Origin of the sequence: Mesorhizobium sp. M0800 (assembly GCF_040320095.1) — a bacterium.
GTDB lineage: Bacteria > Pseudomonadota > Alphaproteobacteria > Rhizobiales > Rhizobiaceae > Mesorhizobium.
In genome coordinates, this window is the sequence record NZ_JAMYOZ010000018.1 from 53,376 (window position 1) to 75,351 (window position 21,976).

Below are 21,976 nucleotides of genomic sequence, written 5' to 3' on the forward strand. Positions count from 1 at the left end.
CCTCAGCTCGCGGCCGGTTCGGTCCGCGTGATGCGGTAGTGAGCGAGTTCGTTGCCGATCGCCGTGAAGAACAGGATCAGTCCGGTGATGGCGAGCACGGCCGAGACGGTGATGCCTTGCGTCTGCAGGATGATGCCCGAATTCAGGATGACGCCCATCAAAGCCGCGCCTGCGAGCACGCCAAGTGAGGAACCGCGCGCCAGCACCGCGACCATGATGCCGAGATAGCCGAAATTGTTGGAGATGCCGCCCTGCAGGCGATGCACCGTGCCAGCTACTTCCAGCATACCGGCGATACCGGCGATCGCTCCCGACATCAGCAGGACGACGATCAGGCGGCGGCGGAACGGCATGCCCGCATAAAGCGCCGCGCTTGGATTCGACCCAGCGATCCTTACCTCGTAGCCCCAGCGCGTGTAGTTGAGCAGTCCTGCGATGACAAAGGTGAGCAGGATCGCCAGCGGGAAACCGTAGTGCACGATACCCCAGAATTCAGGCACGTCATGCGGCAGACGTGCGGTGGTCGCGAGCGCATGGCCGCTCGGGTCGAGCCATGGGCCGGTAGCGACGTAATAAACCATCAGCGTCGCCACGAAATTCAGAAGCAGGGTGGTGATGAGTTCGCTGACATCGGCGTAGGCGCGCGCCAGCGTCGGCACCAGTATCCAGAGCAGCCCGCCGAGCGCGCCAGCGGTGAACATAACAGGCAGGATCAGCCAGGTCGGGCCGGGAATGAACAGCGCGACCGCCGTGGCGCTGAAGGCGCCGGCATAGAATTGGCCCTCCGCGCCGATGTTCCAGGCGCCGATTCTCAGTGCTACCCAGACCGACAGGCCGGTCAGGATCAGGGGAGTGACCAGAAGTCCGACGTCTTCCAGCCCGAAGCTCGAGCCAAAAGTCGAGCTGAGCACCTCCCAGGCGAGTTCGACGGGAGCATTGCCGCGAGCGGCCAGAACCAGGCCGGCGACCCCCAGCGCCAGCACGATCGCCAGGGCACGTGCCGCAAAGGCAACGGAGGGCTGCGCGGATGGAACGCGCTGAAGCTTGATCGCCAAGGTCAGTGCTTCCCGGCAGCGGCCTGGGCGCCAGCACTGGACCGCATCTGCCCGCCCATCATCAGGCCGATTTCCTCGATGTCGGTGGAGGCAGTCTCCACCGCGCCCATGATTCTGCCATGGAACATCACGGCGATGCGATCCGACAGGTTGAACAGCTCTTCCAGCTCCTCGGAAATGAAGAGCACACCGACGCCGGCATCGCGCAATTCGACGAGGTAGTGCATCATCGTGTTGATCGCTCCGACATCGAGGCCGCGGCTCGGATAGGCGGCGATCAGAACCTTGCTTGCGATGCGCATCTCGCGGCGTGCGACGAGGCGCTGCTGATTACCGCCGGAAAGGTTGCGCATGGGCATGCCGAAATCGGGCACCGCAACGGATGCCGCTTCGGCGATCGTGCGCGCGAGAGCAGCCGCAAGGCGCGGTCGGAACGCGAAGCCCTTTGAAACAGGCGCCGACGCATATTCGCGGATTATGGCGTTGTCGGTGATTGAAAGCGCCGGCGCCAGGCCGCTGTGCAGCCGGTCTTCGGGAATGTGGCCGACGCCGAACTTCGCGTAATCGACCGCGCCGGCGGTCGTGACGTCCTTTCCGCCGAGCAGTATCTGGCCGGAATGGATCAGCCGTAAGCCGGTGACGGCCTGGGTCAGCTCCTTCTGGCCGTTGCCGGCCACACCGGCGATGCCGAGAATCTCGCCGGCATGGATGTCGAGCGAAACCTCGTCGAGAAGGATGCCGCCCGCGTCGTCACGCGCGACGACAGATTTGAGGCTGAGCACCGGCTCGGCGGAGATGCCGGCCGCGCCTGGCTGCCTGGCACGCAGATTGCTAAGCACGATCTCACGGCCAACCATCAGGCGCGCCAGCATCTTCTCGCCGCAGTCCGCAGTCTTTTCGGTGGCCACCTTGCGGCCGCCGCGCAGCACGGTGATGCGGTCGGATATCTCCAGGACCTCGTCGAGCTTGTGGCTGATGAAGACCACCGCATTGCCCCGGGACACGAACTGCTTGAGCGCCTTGAAGAGCTCGCGCGCTTCCGCCGGAGTAAGCACGGCAGTCGGCTCGTCGAGGATCAGAACGCGAGCGTTGCGCGCGAGCACGCGTAGGATTTCCACGCGCTGCTGCTCGCCGGTCGAAAGATCGGCGACGCGTGCGGATGGCCGTACCGCGAGGTTCAGCTTCTCGGCCAGTGCGGCAGTCCGCGCCTCGAGCACCGACGAGCCAATACGCTTGGGCGTTTCGGACCAGCCGAGATGAATATTCTCGGCGACCGTGAAGGCGGTCACCAGCTTGAAATGCTGGTGGACCATACCAATACCGGCGGAGATCGCATCGACTGGAGATGCGAAACGTTTGGCATAGCCGTCGACGACGATCTCACCGGCATCCGGCTGATAGATGCCGGTGAGGATGTTCATCAAGGTCGACTTGCCGGCGCCATTCTCGCCGAGCAAGGCGTGGATCTCCCCCGGCATCACGTCCAGGTCGACATCCTGGTTGGCAACGACGCCGGGGAAATATTTGCTGATGCCCTTGAGCAGCACGAGCGGCGGCGCGCCGGAGCCAGGCTCGTAACGCCCCGGGGAGGTGGACGGCACCTCCATGCCGCCGTAGCGGTGCTCGCTCGAAGCATGATGAACTGGAACAAAATCATTCATCCCGCTTAGCTCTTTGCCTTCTGCCGCATAATCTATCCGAAAACTCTGCAATCTTTCGGGATCACGCTGGGAGGCCGCTGACGCCTTCGATCGACCAATCCCAGTTGTAGAGTTCCTCTTCGGTCATGCGTTGGCCGGCAGCCACCTTGACGTTGCCCTTGGTGTCCTTGATCTCGCCCTCGAACGGGCTCCAGCCGCCGAGAATCTTGTCGCGCACGGCATCGGCCTGCTTTGCGACCTCGGGGGGCACCGTCTCGCCCCAGGCATCGCGGTCGATACCGCCGCCCATCGGCAGGATGGTCTGCGAGGGCGTCCACTTGCCTTCGAGGCGCAGGCGCACCTGGTCGACATAGAATTTCTTGAAGTCGATGGCGATCGAGGAGACGTAGGCCTTCGGCCCGTAGCGGCGGATGTCGGTATTCCACATGACGGCCTTCGCGCCGCGCTGCTCGGCCACCTGCAGATAGCCTGCTTCGTCCATGATGCCGAACAGAAGGTCGGCGCCGTTGTCGATGAGTGCGGTGCCGGCCTGGGTGGCAGCCTGCGGATCGAACCACGAGTTGATGACGATGGTCTGCACCGTGGCGTTGGGATTGACCGAACGGGCGCCCATCAGGAAGGCGTTGGTGCCGGAAAAGACCGACGGAACAGGGAAGGAGGCGACGTAGCCGAGCTTGCCGCTCTTGCTCATCAGGCCCGCGGCGACACCGGTGACGTAGGTCGGGTACCAGTGGGCAAGGTAATAGGTCGAGAGATTTTCGAGCGGGTTGCGGCCATCGCATTCATAGAAGGCGACGTCCGGCGAACGCTTGGCCACGTCGTAGAGGAAGTCGCCATAGTTGGAGGTGGCAAACACCATGTTGGCACCTTCCGAGACGAACTGGCGGAAGGTGCGGGTCGCGTCGGCCGAATAGGGGATGCTTTCGACGAACAGCGTCTTCAGCTTCGGGAACGCTTCCTGCACGGCCTTCATGCCCTGGTCGTGGCTCCAGGTCCAGCCTTCATCGGTCACCGGACCGGTGTGGCCGAAGGCGATGACCGCGTTTTCCTCGGCGACGGCGGCGAGCGGCGTCTGTGCATGGGCGGGCGTGATAAGGCCGGATTTCGGCAGAAGCAGCGAGGCGCCGGCCGCGGCGCCCATGTTGAGGAAGCCTCGGCGGGAGAGATTGCGCAGGTCGATCATGCGTCGGTCCTTTGTTCCGTGTTGTGCTCAGTTCGGGAGAGACAGTTCGGTTTCCAAGAGGCGGTCGATTTCTGCCGACCAGTCGGCCAGCCATGCCTGCTGAATGTCGTCGTCGAGCCATGCGGCGGACAGGCCAGCCAGCGCGATCCGCTTCAGTGCCGGCGGCCCGAGCGCGAAATTCTCCGCGATCAGCGCGTATTCGCGGTCGAGCGTCGTGGCGAACATGGGCGGATCGTCGGAGTGGATCGTCACGGTAAGCCCGGCCTCGATCATGCGGCGGATCGCGTGGTCGGGCGCGGAAAGGTCGCGCCAGACAGTGGTGGCCAGCGTCGTGCTCGGACAGCAGGTGAAGACGATGCCCATTTCCCTGCACTGTTCCATCAGCGCCGGGTCGTCGACCACGTGGTAGCCGTGGTCGATCCGTCTCAGGCCGAGGACGTCGACGGTATCGCGGACGTAGCCCGCCGGGCCGTCCTCGCCCGCATGGTTGGTGACATTGAGCCCGGCCGCCCGCGCTCGCTCGACGATGCGCGCAAACATCGGCGGTGGGTTCGGGCGTTCGTCGTAATCGAAGCCGATGCCGATTACCTCTGCCGGGCGCTCGGCCAGAACCATGTCCAGGAAGCGCTCCCCACCGGCCGCGCCGAGCGGCTTTGCATGCGCCGGTATCAGCTTTGCTATAAGCCCATAGCGCTCCTTTGCGCGGTGAAAGCCGTCGAGAATGCCTTCGAGCATAGTCGAATAGGCCACGCCGTGGGCAAGATGCGCATGCGGGCTGAAGAACAGCTCGACGTAGCGTGCGCCGGACTTCGCACAGCGCTCCAGTGCCTCGAAGGTGATGCGAGAGAAATCGTCCGCAGTCCTGATCGAGGCGCAAACCAGATCGTAAATCTTCAGGAAATCCAGCAGGTTGCCGTAGCTGTAGAGCTCCGATGTCGGTCTGCCGTCCGGCAGCGACACCGCGTTCAGCGCCGCCAGCTCGGCGAATGTCTCTGTGGAGACGGCACCCTCGAGGTGCAAGTGCAACTCGACCTTGGGTATAAGCTGAATGAAACTTGACAACGACATCGACGCTCACCCGCCCGGACCGGCAATCCCAAGCCGCACCTGGTTTTCTTGGGCGACGGACGGCTGCCGAGTTGTTCGATAATCGCGGCTTTTTCCAACTGTCCGATCACCTGATACGCAACAGATGTCAGGGAAACGGGGCTTGCACAAGCCAAAAAATGATGCCTAACTAGACACATTCTAAAACTGCTTAAAAAATGTGCAGGCCGGGAGAAATATAGGCATGAAGCACCTACTGGAAGCGCAGAACCTTGCGCCTCCGTCTCAAGCAACGCGCCTGCGCTTCGTCGGCCAACTGGTGTTGTCGAGCTTTAGCGAGTTCGCCGACAGGCGTGCCGCTCGGCTCAATCTCGATCTGCTGGTGCACGAAGCCGCGGACGATTTTTTTGTCGTCCAGGTTTCGGGCCAGCCCGATCTCATCGATGCCTTCGAGATGGCATGTAGCCTGGGACCAATCGACTGTCTGGTGATGGACTGCGAACGGGCCGAAATTCGGGGATATTCCAGAGAGGAAGACGCAGGATGACGATACAGGCTGGATGGCACCCAGTGGCGCTGTCGGGATCGATCGAGCCGGGCAGTTCGGCCGGAATCCGCCTTGGCGGAAACGAACTGGTGGTGTGGCGCGACAACAGTGGCGCAGCGCATGTGTGGGAGGATCGCTGCCCGCATCGCGGCATGAAGCTGAGCTTCGGTTTTGTCCGCGGCGACCATATCGCCTGCCTTTATCACGGCTGGCAGTACGACACGGCCGGCCAGTGCCGATACATTCCGGCCCACCCCGATCTCAGGGTGCCGGCGTCCATTACCGTGTCCGTCTACAGCACGGCCGAGGCGGCTGGAATGGTCTGGACGGCACTGGATCCGGCAGCAGCATTGCCCGAACTGCCTGCCTTGCCAGAGGAGGTGGTGCCGGTCCGCAGCCTGTATCTCGACAGTCCCGCCGCAATGGTGATCGATGTCGTGAGGGCCATGCCGCCCAGGCCCTTCTCCCGCGGATCCGGGCTCGCTGATCTGAAGGCGCTGAGCGGGATGGTGTTCAGCCTGACGGTCGGCGAACACACGCTGCTTCTTGGCCTGCAGGAACTGACCGACAAACGATCGGCCCTGCACGTCGTGATTGACGGACCGGCAGCCAAGTATGCCGGCAAGGGGCAGGAGCATTTCTTCGCTTGGACGAGCGAGCTGCGTCATCATCTCGAGACCGGGCGTACCGGCGCGACCTCGACGACGTGGGCCGCATGATGGCGAGGATCACGCTCTACAACTACGAGCTGGACGAAAACTGCTATAAGGTGCGGCTGGCGCTTTCCATGCTCGGCCTGGAATGGCAGACCGTTGCAGTCGATGCATTTCCGGGGGCGGAGCAGAAGACGCCGCCATTCCTGGCCATGAACCCGGCGGGCAGCCTGCCCATTCTCCGCGACGACGAGATGACGATGTTCGGCGCCGAGTCCATCATCGCCCATCTGGCGCGCAGCCACGATTCAACGGGTGCATGGCTGCCGGCGGATGGTGCGGATTTCGCCAAGGTGATGCAGTGGCTTTTCTTTGCTGCCGGCGATCTCGGCGTTGCCGGCGCCGCGCGCCGCCATGCCATGTTCGGTGCCGCCGGCGACGAGGCTGCGTTGCGTACCGGTGCCGCGCAAGCGCTCCGTGCCATGGCCGACCACATGACCGCGCGGGGTTTCGAGAACAAAGAATGGTTCGCTGCGGACCGCCCGACCATCGCCGACATCGCGCTTTTTCCGGCGTTTGCGCTGAGCCGCGATTTCGGCGTCGACCATGACGAGTATCCGGCGCTGCGCCGCTGGGTGCGTCGCTTCCGCGCGCTTCCCGGCTTCACGACCATGCCGGGCATCCCCGATTACCATTGACACCCAACATTCGACGAGAACGAGGCTAGCAACAGAATGACCTCTCTCACGCGCTTTTCCGTCCAGCCGCTCTCGTCCATGACCCGGCGACTGGCCGGTGTTGCTTCCGGGCGAGCCGATCCAGATCTGGTCATTGCCGGCGCACGCGTGTTGTCGACCTATTCGGAGCGCATTCTTCCAGGCCGCGAGATCTGGTTGTCGGGAGGGCGGATCGCCGCCGTGAAGCCGGCCGGCACTTATAAGGGCGGCAGCGCCAGGATATATGACGCCAGGGGCGGCATCGTCGCCCCCGGCCTGGTCGATCCGCACATCCACATCGAATCCTCGATGGTGACGGCCTGCGCCTATGCCGAGGCGGCGCTGCTCAATGGCACCACGACCCTCTTCTGCGACAGCCACGAGATCGGCAACGTCATGGACGTTGCTGGCGTCGAGGCGATGCTGGAGGACGCGCGCCTGGCGCCGTTGTCCATTTTCCTGACGGTACCGAGCACCGTCCCGGCGACATCGTCGTTGCTGGAAACGGCCGGCGGCGACCTGACAGCCGAGAAGATCGGCGCATTGTTCGACAAATGGCCGGAAGCCGTGGCGCTCGGCGAGAAGATGGATTTCGTGCCAGTGGCTATGGGCGATGAACGCAGCCATGCCATCCTCGCTGCGGCGCTGAGACGCGGCCGCCCGGTGTCGGGACACGTCTATGGACGCGAATTCGTGTCGGCCTATGCGGCCTCGGGCGTGACCGATACCCATGAGGCGATCGACCGCGAGATCGCCGACGACATGCTCGAAGCCGGCATCTGGCTGTTCCTGCGTGGCGGCCCGCCGACGACACCGTGGCACAGCCTGCCCGCAGCGATCAAGACGATCACGGAACTCGGAGCCTCGCACAAGCGCATCGCGGTCTGCACCGACGACCGCGATGCTGACGACCTGATGCTCTTCGGCCTTGACTGGGTGACGCGCGAGGCCATGAAGGCCGGCATGACGCCGGAGCAGGCCTGGTCGATGGGCTCGCTGCATGGCGCGACGCGCTTTGCAATGGAAGGCGAAATCGGAGGCCTCGGTGGTGGCCGCCGTGCCGACCTGGTGCTGCTCGACGACGGCTTTGATCCCGTCAGCACGTGGTATGGCGGCGAACTCGTTGTCGATGACGGCAAGATCACGCCGCTGCTCGACCAGGCCCTCTCGACCCGCTATCGCTATCCGGACACGGCCTACCACACAGTGAAGCTGCCGAAGCAGATCAAGCTGACGCCGGACCTGCCAACCGCCAAGGTGGTGGCGCATACCATCCGCACCGAACTGCCGGGGATCACGCTCGGCCACCAGAAGATCACGCTCCATCCGGCCGACGACTGGCAGAACCATTTCGACCGCCACGGCCTGTGCTTCGTCACCGTTGTCGAGCGCCATGGCAAGTCGGACGGCAATGTCGCCTACGGGCTGCTCAGCAATTTCACGCTCAAGCGCGGCGCCGTCGCGTCGTCCGTCGGCCATGACAGCCACAACATCATTATCGCCGGCGTCAGCGAGGCCGACATGCAGGTGGCGCTGCGGGCGATCGAGGAAACGCAAGGCGGCGTCTGTGTCGTCGTCGACGGCAAGGTGACCGCCATGGTCGAACTGCCGATCGCCGGGCTCCTGTCCGACAAGCGCGTCACTGAGGTCGCGGAGGAGGTGAAGGTCCTCAAGCGGGAATGGGAGGCGGCCGGCTGCTCCATCCCGTATATGGGCTTCAACCTCATCCCGCTCTCGGTGATCCCCGAAATCCGCATCACCGACAAGGGTCTCGTGCTGGTGCCGGAAATGGAGATCGTCCCGGCCTTCGAGGCCACCTGAGTGGATCCCTTCCGACTCGGCCTGGTCTCACCGCGCATCCACTATTTCCAACTGGTTGCGCGGCTGGGCTCGGTGCGCCAGACCGCGCAGGCGCTCAACGTTGCGCCGTCCTCCATCAGCCGCGTCATCAAGGGTCTGGAGGACGAACTGGGCACGCCGCTCTTCGAGCGTGTGCGCCAGCGACTGAAACTGACCAGCGCAGGCGAGCTTCTGCTCTACCACGCGCGTCAGAGCATCACCGAGTTGGCGCGCGCCTCGTCCGAGATCAATGATCTCAGTGGCCTCAACCGCGGCTCGTTGTCCGTGGCAATCGTGGAGAGCGCGGCGCGCGGGCTGGTGCCGAACGCGCTGAAGGAATTCTGGAAACGCCACCCGCAGATCTCGGTCGATGTGCATGTCGCCGGGTCGCAGCGGGCCTGCGATGCAGTTGCCGACGGCGAATGCGATCTGGCGCTTGCTTTCGACGTGCGCGTGCCGCGCAACGTGCGCAAGATCGCGAGCACGCCTCTGCCGCTCGGCGTCGTCGCTCATCCGGACAGCCGCCTTGCCGGCCGCAAGGAAGTGAAGCTGTTCGATCTTGCCGGCGAACAGGTCATCGTCTCGGACAACAGCCTTGCTTTGGGCATTTCGATCGACGATGCGATCGGGCGCTCCATGATCGACATCACGCGACGGTCGCGGACCAACTCGATCGGACTGATGACCGAGATGGTGCGCCTCAACCTCGGCGTGGTGCTTCGCACCAAGCTCGGCATCGAACCGGAAGTGGCTGACGGATCGATCGTTTTCGTGCCGTTGCGCGATTCTCGCATGAACCCGCACCGACTGATGCTGCTCGCCCGACTTGAACGCGAAATGTCGGATGCGGCCTCCGCATTCGCGGCGCTGCTGGCCCGCATGGTCGAGGCGTTGCATGATTAGTTGTTGCATTTTGCGCATCGATAAAGAGAGTAATTTGTCCCTATCTCGAACAACTGAGCTTTGCGAGACTTCCCGGCCGAAGGGGATGTCATGAAGCAGAGTGCGGTCGACGCGGTCATTCGGGGGCTTAAGCGGGCGGGAGTGAGCATCGTCTGCTACCTGCCCGATTCGCTGTTCAAGGAGCTCTACCCGGCCCTTGATGCTGATCCGGATATCCGCACGATCCGCGTCACCAACGAGGGTGAGGGCGCGGCGATCTGCGGCGGGGTCTTCCTGTCGGGCAAGCGCGCGGCGCTGGTCATGGAAAATTCCGGCTTGCGCGCCTCGGTCGAGCCGCTGGCCCGCATGGGCCTTGGAGCCGGCATCCCGGTCGTGATGCTGATGAGCTATCGCGGCGAGCTCGGAGAGAACAACTGGTGGGCTATTCCGCATGGCATCACCATGGAGCCGGTGCTGAACGCGCTACGCGTGCCGTACCGGATCGTCACCGAGGAGGCGAAGATCGAGCGCGCCATCGTTGACGCCTATTCCTGGTCTTATGCGTCCTACTACCATTCGGCCGTGGCGCTCGGCGGCGAGGTGGTGCGATGAAACGCTTCGACTGCATGAAGGCGCTTGCCGCGCGGCTGAAGGATGAGCTGGTGATCCTTTCGCTCGGCGGCAGCGTCGACGAGTGGTACAACGCCGCGCCGCATATGCGCGAGGCGAGCCTGTTCCAGCAGCAACTCGGCTGCGTCACGCCGCAGGCCTTCGGGCTCGCCGCCGGCCTGCCGCACCGCCGCGTCATTTCGCTCGATACGGATGGCGGCCTGCTCTTCAACCTGGGCATCCTGGCCACGCTCGGAAACGAGCAGCCGAAGAACCTCTTCGTCGTGGTCTGGGACAATGAGTGCTACCAGTCGATCGGCGGTCCGCCGACCCACACGGCGCTGGGCCGTGTCGACCTTGCCGCGATCGCGCGCGGCGCCGGCATCGAGAATGCCCATACGGCGCGCACGGTGGAGGAGTTCGACGCGCATTGCGCAAGGGGGCTCGCCGTAGATGCGCCCTATATGTTGGTCGCCAAGGTCTCGGGAACGGTCCAGCCGGACATCAAGCGCAAGCACAGTGACGGCCGCGAGGACAAGTATATCTTCGTCCGCCACGTCGAGGCGAGCGAAGGCATCGTCATCATGGGCCCGAGCGAGCACAACTGACGAAACCATGGGCGCCATCCGATCCGTCATCCCCCGACGCGCGCTCAAGTCCGGCTACGACTATATCGTGGTCGGCTCGGGTTCCGGCGGCTGCGCGGTGACGCGACGGCTGGTCGACGCCGGTGCGGACGTCCTCTTGATCGAGGCCGGTCCGGCGGGTCTTGGGGTCGCAAAGATCGACGACCCCGGCCAGTGGGTGCCGCTCGGCCGCGGCACCTATGACTGGGGCTATGACTACGCTCCGACATCGCGCGTGAACGGCCGTACCATCGGCATCCCGCGCGGCCGCGTGCTGGGCGGCTCAAGCGCCGTCAACGCGATGGTGTGGTATCGCGGCCATCCGAATGACTACGATGCCTGGGAAGCCGGCGGCGCGAAGGGCTGGAGCTTCGCCGACGTGCTGCCCTATTTCCGGCGCTGCGAGGACTGGCGCGACGGCGCAAGCGAGTTTCGCGGTGCGGGCGGTCCGCTCCGTATCGAACGGCCGGCGATGCTGCACCCGGTCGCGCAGGCGCTGATCGACGGCGCGGACGAGATCGGCATCCGGGTGATCGATGACCCTAATGGCGCCAGCAACGAGGGGGCTGCTGTCGCGAATTTCAACATCTGCGACGGTAAGCGCTGGAGTTCGGCGACGGGCTATCTCGTGCCGATCCTCGATCACCCGACGCTGACGGTGCTGACCGGTTCCGCGGCCATCGGCCTGACGGTCGAAGGCAGCCGATGCGTCGCGGTCAAGCACCTCGTCGGTGGCGAAATCCGCGAAACACGCGCTCGCGAGAGCGTGGTGCTCGCGGCCGGGGCCATCGACACTCCGCGCATGCTGATGCTGTCGGGCATCGGCGATCCGGTCGAGCTGAAGCGTCTTGGCATCGCAGTCGTTTGCGCTCTGCCGGGCGTCGGCCGGAACCTTCAGGACCATCCGCTGGCGCAGGCCTGCGTCTTCCGCGCGAAACGACCGATCGGACCAATGGTGGGCAATGGCGGCGGCTCGATGGTCAACTGGAAGTCGCGGCTGGATCTGCCGCAGTCCGACCTCCACGCCTTCCCGGTCCAGGGCAACAGCGCCGAACCTGCGATACGCGCGCGCTACGATGTATCCGGCGATGTCTTTTCCTTCGGTGCGGGTCTCATGCGCTCGAAGAGCGTCGGGCACCTGAAGTTGCTCAATGGCAAGCCCGGCGGGCCGCTCGAAATCCAACCGAACTTTCTGGCGGAACCGGAAGACCTCGACGCCATGGTCACTGCGGTCGAGATGGTGATGGAGATGGCGGCTGCAAAGGCGAACGCCGGTGTCTTCCGCAACTTTGCCGCACCTGACCGCCGACTGACCCGCACCGAGACAATCGCCTTCATCCGCGAGGCGTGCTCGACGTTCTTCCACACCTGCGGAACAGCCAAGATGGGCGACGACGCAATGGCCGTCGTCGACAGCCGCCTCGCCGTGCACGGGCTGGATGGGCTGCATATCGCCGACGCCTCGGTGATCCCGACGATCCCGACCTGCAACACCCACGCGCCCGCTACGATGATCGGCGAGCGTGCCGCCGATTTCCTGCTCGCTGCAGCTTGAGGACGTCATGACCGACGGACCGCACACGGAGTACCCGCGATGACCCAAGGCCTCATCCTCGCTGCCGACACGCTGCTCACCATGGATCAAGATAATCACGTGTTGCCCGACGGCGCCGTGCTGGTCGAGGATGGTCGTATCGCCGCGGTCAGCGCACTAGCTGCATTGCGCGCCCTTCATCCGGCCGTAGCCGTGAAGAAGCTCGACAATGCGGTGCTTTTGCCCGGGCTGGTCAACGCGCATGCGCATTCCGGTTTCCTGCGCGGCACGGCGGAGCACCTGCCGGTCTGGGACTGGCTGACGCTCCATATCAATCCGATGCATCGCGTGCTGCAGCCACACGAGGCCGAGGCGGCGTCGTGGCTCTGCTACGCGGAATCCGTGCTCGGCGGCACGACGACCGTCGTCGACATGTGGCGTTTCATGGAGGGCAGCGCCAGGGCGGCCGAGGCGATCGGCAACCGCCTCATCGCCGTGCCTTATGTCGGCGAGCATCCGGACTACGACTACTTTGACACGCTCGACATGAACGAGGCGATGATCGAAGGCTGGCACCGCAAGGCGGGCGGGCGCATCAATGTGTGGGTCGGGCTGGAGCATCTGTTCTATGCGGACGAGGCCGGCCAGCGCCGGGCGATCGACCTCGCAAGGAAATACGAGACCGGCTTCCACACCCATTGCAGCGAGGCTGAGATCGAGATCGCGGAATTTGAGCGGCGTTACGGCAAACGCCCGATGTTCGCGCTGGATGACCTTGGCTTCTTCGAAACGCCGCGCGCCATGATCGCCCACGCCGTCTGGCTCGACCGGGACGAGATCGAGCTTATTTCGAAGCGCCGCGTCTCGGTCGCCCACAACCCTGTTTCCAACATGAAGCTGGCGAGCGGCATCGCGCTGGTGGCCGAGATGCTGAAGGCCGGCGTGTCGGTTGGCATCGGCACGGACGGCGAGAAGGAGAACAACAATTTCGACATGTTCGAAGAGATGAAGGTGGCTTCGTTGCTAGGCAAGCTGAAGGACCGCGACGCCGCCGCAATGGATAGCTGGCAGGTGCTGCGCATGGCCACGATCCTTGGTGCAAAGGCGATCGGCCTCGATCATGAGATCGGCTCGATCGAGGTCGGCAAGCGTGCCGACATCATCGCGGTCCGCACCGATACGCCGCGCATGACGCCGGTCTTCCGCGACGGACCCTATTTCAATCTCCACCACAATCTCGTCCACGCCGTGCGCGGCAGCGACGTGTCCCTGACGATGGTCGATGGCGAGATCCTCGTCGAGCACGGCGTGCTGCGCACCGGCGACCTGCGCGAGATCATTGCCGAAATCCATCGCGTCGCACCTGGCCTGTTCGCCCGGCGCGCCGCCTTCCTCGCCGAGAATTCCGGCGGCAGCCTGCAGTGGACCCAATAAGGCGAGCCCCGGTCATGAAGACGACGGACAAGGCGGCACTGGACGACTGGTACGCGGTGGAGACGGCGGCCGATCTAGGTGGCGCGCCAAGCCGCACGCGGCTGCTCGGACAGGACATCGAACTGGTCCGTGACGCCGCGGGCGCAATTACCGTCCGGGAGGTCCTGGACGACGGCGGCCGCGGCCCCGCGCTGCCCGTCCGGCAGCGCTACGGCTGCGTCTGGACCACGCTGGGCGAGCCCGGGAAGGAAATCTTCGAGATCGCCGAGGCATCGGAGCCCGACCGGCGCTACGTGCCCTGCGGCTGGGTGATGATGCGGGCTTCGGGTTTGCGTGTCGTGGAGAACTTCCTCGACATGGCGCATTTCCCCTTCGTGCATACCGACATTCTCGGCTCGGAGCCGCACACGGAGGTGCCGGCCTATCTGAGCGAGATCCGTCGCGACGTGGACGAGGTCTGGGCGACCAACTGCACGTTCTTCCAGCCGCGCATCGCCGCCACGGAAAGCTCCGGCGCGTTCGTGCATCTGACCTTTCGCGTGCCGAGCCCATTCGTGGTGATGCTCTATCGCGTGTGCCCCGTGGCGCCGGACCGGCTCGACGCGATCGCGCTGTTCATTCAGCCCATCGAGGAAGACCTCTGCCGCGCCCAGCCGGTCATGTATCTGGTCGACTCCGCTTCGACGCAGACGGCGTTGCTCAACTTCGAACAGGTCATCTTCCTGCAAGACCGGATCATCGTGGAGAACCAGCGGCCGCTGCGCCTTCCGCTCGAGCCGCGGATGGAAATCCCGACCCGCGCCGACGGGTCCTCCATCGCCTACCGCCGCTGGCTGAAGGAAAGGGGCATCCGTTTCGGCACGGCCGCCGGAGCCACATGACCGAGCCGGGTCTCCAGGTGCTTCGCCCGATCTCCGTTGCCGAGGCGCTGTCATTGGCAGGCGAGGGCGCGTCGCAACTGGTCGCCGGGGGCACGGCGCTGCAACTCGGCTGGGCGAAGGGCCTGCCAAAGCCGCGGCGCCTTGTCAGTATCGGCCGTATCGCTGGCCTGAAGGGCATCCAGCCGGCCGGCGACGGCTTCCGCATCGGCGCACTGACGTCCCTGGGTGCCTTGGAGCGTGACCGGGCGATAGGCGAGACTTTGCCGCTGCTCGCAGCCGCCGTCCGCGCCACGGCGGGACCCGCCGTCCGCAATCTCGCAACGCTGGGCGGAAACGTCGCGGGGCGCACGGGTTGCCTTCTGCCGGCCCTGCTCGCGATCGACGCGAAGCTGGGGATCGTCTCACCGGCTGGGCGCGCCGTCGTGCCGCTCGCGCAATGGTTGGCCGACGCACCGTCAGCGGGCCCTATTGAGACGGTCATTGTTCCACCGCAGCCAACCGCCGCCCGCTGGACCCATCGCAAAGTCGGCCTGCGCGCCGCCTTCACCCCAAGCGTGGCCGGTGTCGCCGGGTTGATCGAAACGGCGGACGATCGTGTCACGATCGCGCGGCTCGCGGCCAGCGGCGGCGGGGAAGCAGCCCGTCTCGGCCACGCCGAAGCGCTGCTCATCGGCCGGCGCCTCCAAGAGATCGATTGGGCCGAGCTGCACGCCGCAATTCTCGAAGGGGCGCCGGCGATCGACGATTCGTGGGGGTCCGGCCGTTATCGGCGCAGTGTCGCGGCGAATGCGCTGGTCTTCGGGCTCGGCGGCAAGTTGTCCCAAGGAGCACATTCGCCGCGCCGGCGGACCGTGCCGTCCGGAAAGCCGCCTGCCGAGGTTCTTGTGTCCCGGTCGCAAACCGGCTCGCGCTGGTACCAGCGGCCGGACGGCGCGCCGAAAATCGCCGGCCGGCTCGAATACCTGACCGACCATCGCGAGCCCGGTATGCTGGTCGGGCGCATTCGGCGCGCCGGCATTCCCCATGCAAGGATCGTTTCCATCGATACGAGCGCGGCCGAGGCGCTGCCAGGAGTCGCAGCGGTTGTCACGCACCGCGACATTGCCGGCAGCAATGCCTTCGGTATTGTCGTGCAAGATCAGCCGGCACTGTGCTTCGACAAGGTCCGCTATGTCGGCGACGCGGTTGCTGCTGTTGCCGCCGTTGACACGCAGACGGCCGAACTCGCGCTTGCTCTCATCAGGGTCGAATACGAGCCACTGCCAGCCGTGGACGATCCTGAACAGGCGCTCGCCGCTGGAGCGGAGCCGGTCCACGCCTCCGGCAATCTGCAGTGCAGGTTCGAGTTCACGCGTGGCGATGCCGCCGCGGCTTTCGCCAAGGCGGCTCATATCGTCGAGGCTGTCTACGAAACGCCACGCCAGATGCACGGCTTTATGGAGACGGAGGGCGGGTATGCTTTCCTCGGTGCGGATGGCACGCTGAACGTCTTTGCCGGTGGGCAGCATGGCCGGCGCGACCGTATGCAACTCTCGCGCATCCTCGGTCTGCCGGAAGAGCAGATACGGGTGGTCACCAGCCCGACTGGCGGTGCTTTCGGCGGCAAGGATGAGCTGACCGTGCAGCCGGCCTTGGCGCTGCTGGCGCTGAAGACCGGACGCGCCGTGCGGCTGCATCTCGACCGAGCGGAATCCGTCATCGCGGGCACCAAGCGCAATGCCATGCGCATCCACATGCGCACCGCCAGCGACGCCGAGGGTCGGCTGCTCGCCCAGCAGGTGGACGTGATCGCGGATGCCGGCGCCTATGCGTCGCTCGGCCCGGGCGTGCTTGAGACGGCGCTCGAACACGCCTGCGGGCCTTATGTCGTCGGCAACGTCCTCAGCTCAGGCCGGCTCGCCTATACCAACAACGGCGTCGGCGGCGCGTTTCGCGGCTTCGGCGCCAACCAGATGGCTTTCGCGGTCGAGTGCCAGCTCGACCGGCTGGCCGAAGCCGCCAGCATTGACATTGTGGAGATACGGCGCCGCAATCTGCGCGAGCCTGGCACGCCGGGCTATCTCGGCCAGCAGGTCGCGCCGTCTGAACGCCTGGCCGAGATGCTGCAAGCCGCCGCCGCCGATCCGATCTGGGCTAAGCCGCGCGGTCCGTCGTTCGACGGCTATGAGACGATCGGCGTCGGGATGGCGATGAACTATCAAGGCAACGGACTAGGCACGCTGCCGCCGGACCCGGCCGGAGGCGCGTTGCGCCTGGCTCCGGACGGTATGATCGAAGCTCTCTATGGCTTGGACGAGATGGGGCAGGGCCTGCTCACCTCGGTGACGGCCGCGGTCGCCAGTGCGCTCGGCTGCGGCCGCGACGATGTCCGGCCGATCACGGGCGATACGGCCGCGACGCCCGAATCCGGTTCCTCTACCGCCTCGCGGGGCACTCACGTGGTCTGGCGGGTCGCGGCAGTCGCGGCGCCACCTTTTGCGCGCGATCTGCTGGCCGCAGCCGGCCAGTTGCTTGGCCGCGATGCCGGCACGCTGGCACTGGCACCCGGCGGCATCGTCGAGCGACATTCCAACAGCAGCGCATTGTTGATGAGTTTCGCCGAGCTTGCCGAGGCGCTGCCTCCGGAAAACCTGCCCTCTGCCGCAGCCAGCTTCGAGTTTCCGAAATCGGACTATCTGGAGCGCAATGCACGCCTGATCTTTGCCTTCGGCGCGACACTGGCGCGCGTTGCCGTCAGCCGCATCACCGGACAGGTACGCGTGCTCGATCTCCACCAGCACACCGCAGCCGGACCGATGCTCGATCCCGCCGCCTATCTCGGCCAGATCGAAGGCGGCAGCGTCCAGGGGCTGGGCTTCACCCTCACCGAGGACGCGGCCATGCGGGATGGCCGGTATCTTGCCGGCAACCTCGATTTCTACATGCTGCCAAGCATTGCCGACGCGCCGGAAAGCCACACGACCTTCGCGTTGGAGGATCTCGACAAGTGCGACCCGTTTGGGCCTCGCGGGGCAGGCGAGCTTGGCATCGGCGCCGTGACCCCAGCCATCGTCAACGCGATTGCGGACGCCATAGGCGTTTGGCCCGAGCGCATCCCGGTCGATCCTGAATGGGTGCTCGACGCCTTGCAGGGGATTGCGGCGTGAGCGCCGACATCGAGATCGCCTTTGACCTCAACGGCTGCCGCCAGGCGCTGGCCGTGCCCGCCGAGTTGCGCCTGATCGACCTGCTGAGCGATCATCTCGGCATGACCGCCGCCAAGAAGGCTTGCGGCATCGGTCGCTGCGGCGCCTGTTCCGTGCTGATGGACGATCGCGCCGTCAATGCTTGCTTGCTCATGTCGTGGCAACTCGACGGCGCCACCATCATCACCCCGGAAGGTTTCGACGACCTTCCCGAAGCCGCCGTCCTGCGCGAGATTCTTGCGGCCGAAAACGCCTTCCAGTGCGGCTACTGCGCACCCGGCTTCACTGTCGCGCTGACCGCGCTGCTGCGCGAGAACCCGGCTCCCGACGAGTCCCAGATCCGCGCCGCGCTCGAAGGCAACATCTGTCGCTGCACGGGCTATCATTCCATCATCCGCGGTGCTCTCGCGGCGGTCGAGGCACTCGGTCGCGGGATGCGGACATGACGATCACCATTCGAAACGGCGAACCCAGGCACGAAGGCGTCAAGGCGTTCCTGGCCAAACCTAGAATGCAGCACCTGATCGGCGGCGGCTGGTGCGACGCCAGCGATGGCGCAACCTTGCCCGCGACCGATCCTGCGAATGGCGACACGCTCGCGCTGCTGGCGCAAGGCACAGCCGATGACGCCGGCCGCGCCGTTGCTGCGGCGCGTGCTGCTTTCGAGGGCGAGAGCTGGCGCGACATGACACCGTCGGCACGCGGCAAGCTGCTATGGCGCATCGCCGACCTGATTGAACGCCATGCCGATGAGCTTGCAGAACTCGAGACGCTTGACCAAGGAAAGTCGCTGAAGACCTCACGCTTCGCCGAGATTCCCGCCTCGGCCGAGCAGTTCCGCTATTTTGCCGGTTTTGCCACGAAAATCCTCGGCACGACAATTCCCACCTCCATCGGCCATCAGCCGGCAGGCAGGAAGATTTTCGCCTATACGGTGCGCGAGCCGATCGGTGTTGTGGCGGCCATAACGCCATGGAATTCGCCGCTGCTCATGGCCTCGATGAAGCTCGCCCCGGCGCTTGCGGCCGGCTGTGCGATCGTGCTCAAGCCGGCTGAGGAAACGTCGCTCACCGCGCTGCGGCTTGGTGAACTGATGATCGAAGCCGGCTTGCCGGACGGCGTCGTCAACATCGTGACCGGTCTCGGTGAAACTGTGGGCGCGGCGCTAACCGCACACCCCGATGTCGATAAAGTCGCCTTCACCGGTTCGACGGAAGTCGGAAAGATGATCGTCTCCGCAGCGCGCGGCAATCTGAAGAAACTGACGCTCGAACTGGGCGGCAAGTCGCCGGCCATCATCATGCCGGATGCCGACATGGGGCTCGCAATCCCCGGAGTGGCGCGGGGGATCTTCGCCAATGCCGGCCAGGTCTGTGTCGCCGGCTCGCGTGTCTATGCGCATCGCTCGATCTACGACCGTCTGGTGGAGGGCCTGGCAGGGGAGGCGCGAAAGCTGCGTCTCGGACACGGGCTTTACCCGGATGCCGACCTTGGTCCGCTGGTCAACGGGACCCAGGCCGCGCGCGTCGCCTTCTATGTCGGCGATGGTGTTTCCAGCGGCGCCGAGATAATCGCCGGCGGCCGGCGCTTCGACAACTTCTTCGAGCCGACCGTGGTTACCGGCGTACGGCCTGACATGCGCATGATGCGCGAGGAAATCTTCGGCCCCGTCGTTGCCGTGACACCGTTCGACGATGTTGCGGAGGCGATCAGCCATGCGAACGATTCGCCCTACGGCCTCGCCGCAAGCGTCTGGACCCGCGACCTTTCCGCTGCGCATCGCCTTGCCGCACGTATCCGGTCGGGCACCGTCTGGATCAATTGCCATTCCTACTTCTCGCCGGAATTGCCGAAGGGCGGCCACAAGCAATCCGGTTGGGGCTATGAGAACGGCGCACCAGGCCTGGAGAACTATCTCGAGACGAAAACAGTCTGCGCGGTGATTTAGCCGCGCCTTTTCCGCGATGTTCGCGGATCGGCGGCTGACAGCCCTTCCATCGGCGGACAAGGATTGATCGACAATTGCTCGGATCCTCCTGAGGACCAGTTCCTTGACGGCCTTGGTCCACATCGACGTTGCGCTTGACTCGTCCATATTATCCATAAATCATACATATCGCCTTCGAAAAAAGACGGCAGGTCTGGGAGGACCAATGAAAATCACGGCCATCAAGGCGCGCGTCTGCAATGCGGAAATGCGCAACTGGGTCTTCGTTCGCGTCGAAACCGACGAGCCAGGCCTGTTTGGCTGGGGTGAGGCAACGCTGGAATGGAAGACCAGAGCCGTCGTTGGGGCGCTTCAGGACCTTGAGGCCCTGCTCATCGGGCAAGATCCGCGCAACGTGGAGCAGTGCTACCAGATACTTACGCGCCACGGATTTTGGCGTCTCGGCGTCGAGGGAATGTCCGCCGTCAGCGGCATCGAGATCGCGCTCTGGGACATCCTGGGCAAGTCATTGGGCGTCCCCGTCTGGCGCCTTTTGGGCGGTCAGGTCCGCGACTATCTGCGCACCTATACGCATCTCGGCCTCGGGGACATGAAAGCGGTCTATGAGACCGGATCCGCGGATGCCATCGTGGAACGCGGACGCATCGTGACGCAAGCAGGCTACGATGCGGTCAAGGTCGTCTGCATTCCCTACACCCACTACGTATCGCCTGCGAAAGCCGTTGATTCTGTCGCCAACATGGTTGGCTCACTTCGCAAGGCCATAGGTCCGGACATCGACATCATGGTCGATTTCCATGGACGCCCTGCATCCGTTAACGCTGCGATGGATTACCTCAGAGCAATCGAGCCGGCCCGCATCATGTTCGCGGAAGAACCCGTGCCGCCCGAAGATGTTGCCGGACTGGCGCATATCACGGCGCGATCGGCCGTGCCGATCGCTTCCGGCGAGCGGCTGATCGGACGTCGCGAATTCACGCACTCGATCGCAGCCCGTGCCTTCAACATTGCCCAGCCTGATATCTGCCACACTGGCGGTCTGCTGGAGACAAAGAAGATCGCGGCCATGGCGGAAACGGCAGGCATCGGCCTTGCGCCGCACAACCCGCTCGGTCCGATCGCTGGCGTCGCTGCTCTTCACTTCGGCATATCGACGCCAAACGTCGTCATTCAGGAGGAGATGTCCGGTGCCGTCGCCTGGTACGACGAGGTCGTTACCTGGCCAATTCGGCGTAAACCAGGCCGCTGGGACCTGCCCGAACTGCCGGGCCTTGGCGTCACCGTCAATGAGGACGTCATCGCGCGTCACCCCTTTAAGCAGGAAGTGCTGCATGCCCGCAATGCCGTCATGCCGGACGGCACCGTGGTTGACTGGTGAATGCAATGGCAAGCCGGCTGCAAGGAAAGATCGCAATCATCACGGGCGCCGGCCAAGGCATCGGTGCCGCCACCGCCCGGGCTTTTGCGATGCATGGGGCAAAGACCGTCATTGCCGAACTGAATGCGGCAAGCGGCAAAGCGATCGCCGACGAATTGCGTGCCCAGGGCGCGGACGCCCTGTTCATCGAGACGGACGTCACCGACGCATCCGCAGTCGCGGACATGATCGCGCGGACGATCACGGCCTATGGCGGCGTCGACATTCTGGTCAACAATGCCGGTGCCAACGTCTTCTACGAACCACTGATGATGCCGGATGAGGAATGGGAGCGCTGCCTCAAGCTCGACCTCCAGGCCGCGTGGTTCTGCGCCAAGGCGGTTTTGCCGACGATGCTGGCGAAGGGCTCGGGGTCCATCGTCAACATAGCGAGCTGTCACGCCTTCCAGATCATTCCCCATACGTTTCCGTATCCGGTCGCCAAGCATGCACTTTTGGGCCTGACCCGTTCGTTGGCCATCGAATATGCCGCACGCGGTATCCGGGTGAACGCGATCGCCCCCGGCTATATCGAGGCGCCAATCGCGGAAGCCTACTGGAACACATTCCCGAACCCCGCCGAGGAGAAGCGGCGAGCCTACGACCTCCATCCGCCCAAGCGAATTGGCCGGCCGGACGAGGTTGCAATGACGGCGGTTTTCCTCGCTTCGGACGAAGCGCCGTTCATAAATGCCGAGACGATCACCATCGATGGTGGGCGCTCGGTTCTCTACCACGACTAGCAACCACCATTGAGCT

19 protein-coding genes are annotated in these 21,976 nt (G+C 64.6%); 15 read left to right on the top strand and 4 right to left on the bottom strand.

Annotated features, from left to right (window positions below):
- Positions 1–2 precede the first annotated feature (2 nt).
- From NKI18_RS20635 to add, 4 genes are all read right to left on the bottom strand, one after another.
- Complete coding sequence (locus NKI18_RS20635) at positions 3–1,055, bottom strand: ABC transporter permease (protein WP_502897577.1); 1,053 nt, start codon at positions 1,053–1,055, stop codon at positions 3–5.
- 2 nt (positions 1,056–1,057) lie between these two features.
- Positions 1,058–2,662, bottom strand: coding sequence for an ABC transporter ATP-binding protein (locus tag NKI18_RS20640; RefSeq protein ID WP_352619336.1), 1,605 nt, complete (start codon positions 2,660–2,662; stop codon positions 1,058–1,060).
- A gap of 115 nt (positions 2,663–2,777) precedes the next feature.
- Entirely contained in the window at positions 2,778–3,899 is a 1,122-nt protein-coding gene (locus NKI18_RS20645; protein WP_352619277.1) for a BMP family ABC transporter substrate-binding protein, read from the bottom strand.
- Between the two features lie 27 nt (positions 3,900–3,926).
- Positions 3,927–4,967 (bottom strand): adenosine deaminase, encoded by a 1,041-nt coding sequence (gene add, locus NKI18_RS20650; RefSeq protein ID WP_352619278.1) that lies wholly within the window; start codon positions 4,965–4,967, stop codon positions 3,927–3,929.
- Positions 4,968–5,190: 223 nt separating this feature from the next.
- Here add and NKI18_RS20655 point away from each other — a divergent pair, with 223 nt between their 5' ends.
- The 15 genes from NKI18_RS20655 to NKI18_RS20725 all read left to right on the top strand — a co-directional run bounded on the left by NKI18_RS20655 (position 5,191) and on the right by NKI18_RS20725 (position 21,960).
- A complete protein-coding gene (locus NKI18_RS20655; RefSeq protein ID WP_352619279.1) occupies positions 5,191–5,493 on the top strand; it encodes a hypothetical protein in 303 nt (100 codons plus the stop codon).
- 23 nt (positions 5,494–5,516) lie between these two features.
- Positions 5,517–6,212, top strand: coding sequence for a Rieske 2Fe-2S domain-containing protein (locus NKI18_RS20660; protein WP_352619280.1), 696 nt, complete (start codon positions 5,517–5,519; stop codon positions 6,210–6,212).
- Positions 6,209–6,844 carry a glutathione S-transferase family protein gene (locus tag NKI18_RS20665; RefSeq protein WP_352619281.1) on the top strand — a complete coding sequence of 212 codons (636 nt, stop codon included), beginning with the start codon at positions 6,209–6,211 and terminating at the stop codon, positions 6,842–6,844. Before NKI18_RS20660 ends, NKI18_RS20665 begins: the two co-directional genes overlap by 4 nt.
- A 36-nt stretch (positions 6,845–6,880) precedes the next feature.
- Entirely contained in the window at positions 6,881–8,683 is a 1,803-nt protein-coding gene (locus NKI18_RS20670) for an adenine deaminase (protein WP_352619282.1), read from the top strand.
- Positions 8,684–9,604 carry a LysR family transcriptional regulator gene (locus NKI18_RS20675; RefSeq protein WP_352619283.1) on the top strand — a complete coding sequence of 307 codons (921 nt, stop codon included), beginning with the start codon at positions 8,684–8,686 and terminating at the stop codon, positions 9,602–9,604.
- Between the two features lie 90 nt (positions 9,605–9,694).
- Positions 9,695–10,195 (top strand): thiamine pyrophosphate-binding protein, encoded by a 501-nt coding sequence (locus NKI18_RS20680; RefSeq protein WP_023674235.1) that lies wholly within the window; start codon positions 9,695–9,697, stop codon positions 10,193–10,195.
- Positions 10,192–10,800, top strand: a complete 609-nt coding sequence (locus tag NKI18_RS20685) for a thiamine pyrophosphate-dependent enzyme (RefSeq protein ID WP_352619284.1) — start codon at positions 10,192–10,194, stop codon at positions 10,798–10,800. The genes NKI18_RS20680 and NKI18_RS20685 overlap by 4 nt, the downstream gene beginning before the upstream one ends.
- A 7-nt stretch (positions 10,801–10,807) precedes the next feature.
- On the top strand, positions 10,808–12,373 hold the full coding sequence (locus NKI18_RS20690) for a GMC family oxidoreductase (protein ID WP_352619285.1): 1,566 nt from the start codon (positions 10,808–10,810) through the stop codon (positions 12,371–12,373).
- A gap of 39 nt (positions 12,374–12,412) precedes the next feature.
- Complete coding sequence (locus NKI18_RS20695; RefSeq protein ID WP_352619286.1) at positions 12,413–13,786, top strand: amidohydrolase family protein; 1,374 nt, start codon at positions 12,413–12,415, stop codon at positions 13,784–13,786.
- Positions 13,787–13,800: 14 nt separating this feature from the next.
- On the top strand, positions 13,801–14,667 hold the full coding sequence (locus NKI18_RS20700) for an aromatic ring-hydroxylating dioxygenase subunit alpha (protein ID WP_353020340.1): 867 nt from the start codon (positions 13,801–13,803) through the stop codon (positions 14,665–14,667).
- Positions 14,664–17,813, top strand: coding sequence for a molybdopterin cofactor-binding domain-containing protein (locus tag NKI18_RS20705; RefSeq protein WP_352619288.1), 3,150 nt, complete (start codon positions 14,664–14,666; stop codon positions 17,811–17,813). The genes NKI18_RS20700 and NKI18_RS20705 overlap by 4 nt, the downstream gene beginning before the upstream one ends.
- Positions 17,810–18,298: a (2Fe-2S)-binding protein gene (locus NKI18_RS20710; protein WP_352455816.1), complete on the top strand. Its 489-nt coding sequence runs from the start codon at positions 17,810–17,812 to the stop codon at positions 18,296–18,298. The genes NKI18_RS20705 and NKI18_RS20710 overlap by 4 nt, the downstream gene beginning before the upstream one ends.
- On the top strand, positions 18,295–19,800 hold the full coding sequence (locus NKI18_RS20715) for an aldehyde dehydrogenase family protein (protein WP_353020342.1): 1,506 nt from the start codon (positions 18,295–18,297) through the stop codon (positions 19,798–19,800). Before NKI18_RS20710 ends, NKI18_RS20715 begins: the two co-directional genes overlap by 4 nt.
- Before the next feature lie 205 nt (positions 19,801–20,005).
- On the top strand, positions 20,006–21,178 hold the full coding sequence (dgoD, locus tag NKI18_RS20720) for a galactonate dehydratase (protein WP_352619290.1): 1,173 nt from the start codon (positions 20,006–20,008) through the stop codon (positions 21,176–21,178).
- A 5-nt stretch (positions 21,179–21,183) separates the two neighbouring features.
- Positions 21,184–21,960 carry an SDR family oxidoreductase gene (locus NKI18_RS20725; protein WP_352619291.1) on the top strand — a complete coding sequence of 259 codons (777 nt, stop codon included), beginning with the start codon at positions 21,184–21,186 and terminating at the stop codon, positions 21,958–21,960.
- The last annotated feature ends 16 nt before the right edge of the window (positions 21,961–21,976 follow it).

Bases quoted from the DNA above. Each gene is read 5' to 3' on its own strand.
- NKI18_RS20640 (WP_352619336.1), bottom strand. From the start codon at position 2,662: ATGGAGGTGCCGTCCACCTCCCCGGGGCGTTACGAGCCTGGCTCCGGC.
- NKI18_RS20645 (WP_352619277.1), bottom strand. From the start codon at position 3,899: ATGATCGACCTGCGCAATCTCTCCCGCCGAGGCTTCCTCAACATGGGC.
- add (WP_352619278.1), bottom strand. From the start codon at position 4,967: ATGTCGTTGTCAAGTTTCATTCAGCTTATACCCAAGGTCGAGTTGCAC.
- NKI18_RS20655 (WP_352619279.1), top strand. From the start codon at position 5,191: ATGAAGCACCTACTGGAAGCGCAGAACCTTGCGCCTCCGTCTCAAGCA.
- NKI18_RS20665 (WP_352619281.1), top strand. From the start codon at position 6,209: ATGATGGCGAGGATCACGCTCTACAACTACGAGCTGGACGAAAACTGC.
- NKI18_RS20670 (WP_352619282.1), top strand. From the start codon at position 6,881: ATGACCTCTCTCACGCGCTTTTCCGTCCAGCCGCTCTCGTCCATGACC.
- NKI18_RS20680 (WP_023674235.1), top strand. From the start codon at position 9,695: ATGAAGCAGAGTGCGGTCGACGCGGTCATTCGGGGGCTTAAGCGGGCG.
- NKI18_RS20685 (WP_352619284.1), top strand. From the start codon at position 10,192: ATGAAACGCTTCGACTGCATGAAGGCGCTTGCCGCGCGGCTGAAGGAT.
- NKI18_RS20690 (WP_352619285.1), top strand. From the start codon at position 10,808: ATGGGCGCCATCCGATCCGTCATCCCCCGACGCGCGCTCAAGTCCGGC.
- NKI18_RS20695 (WP_352619286.1), top strand. From the start codon at position 12,413: ATGACCCAAGGCCTCATCCTCGCTGCCGACACGCTGCTCACCATGGAT.
- NKI18_RS20700 (WP_353020340.1), top strand. From the start codon at position 13,801: ATGAAGACGACGGACAAGGCGGCACTGGACGACTGGTACGCGGTGGAG.
- NKI18_RS20705 (WP_352619288.1), top strand. From the start codon at position 14,664: ATGACCGAGCCGGGTCTCCAGGTGCTTCGCCCGATCTCCGTTGCCGAG.
- NKI18_RS20715 (WP_353020342.1), top strand. From the start codon at position 18,295: ATGACGATCACCATTCGAAACGGCGAACCCAGGCACGAAGGCGTCAAG.
- dgoD (WP_352619290.1), top strand. From the start codon at position 20,006: ATGAAAATCACGGCCATCAAGGCGCGCGTCTGCAATGCGGAAATGCGC.
- NKI18_RS20725 (WP_352619291.1), top strand. From the start codon at position 21,184: ATGGCAAGCCGGCTGCAAGGAAAGATCGCAATCATCACGGGCGCCGGC.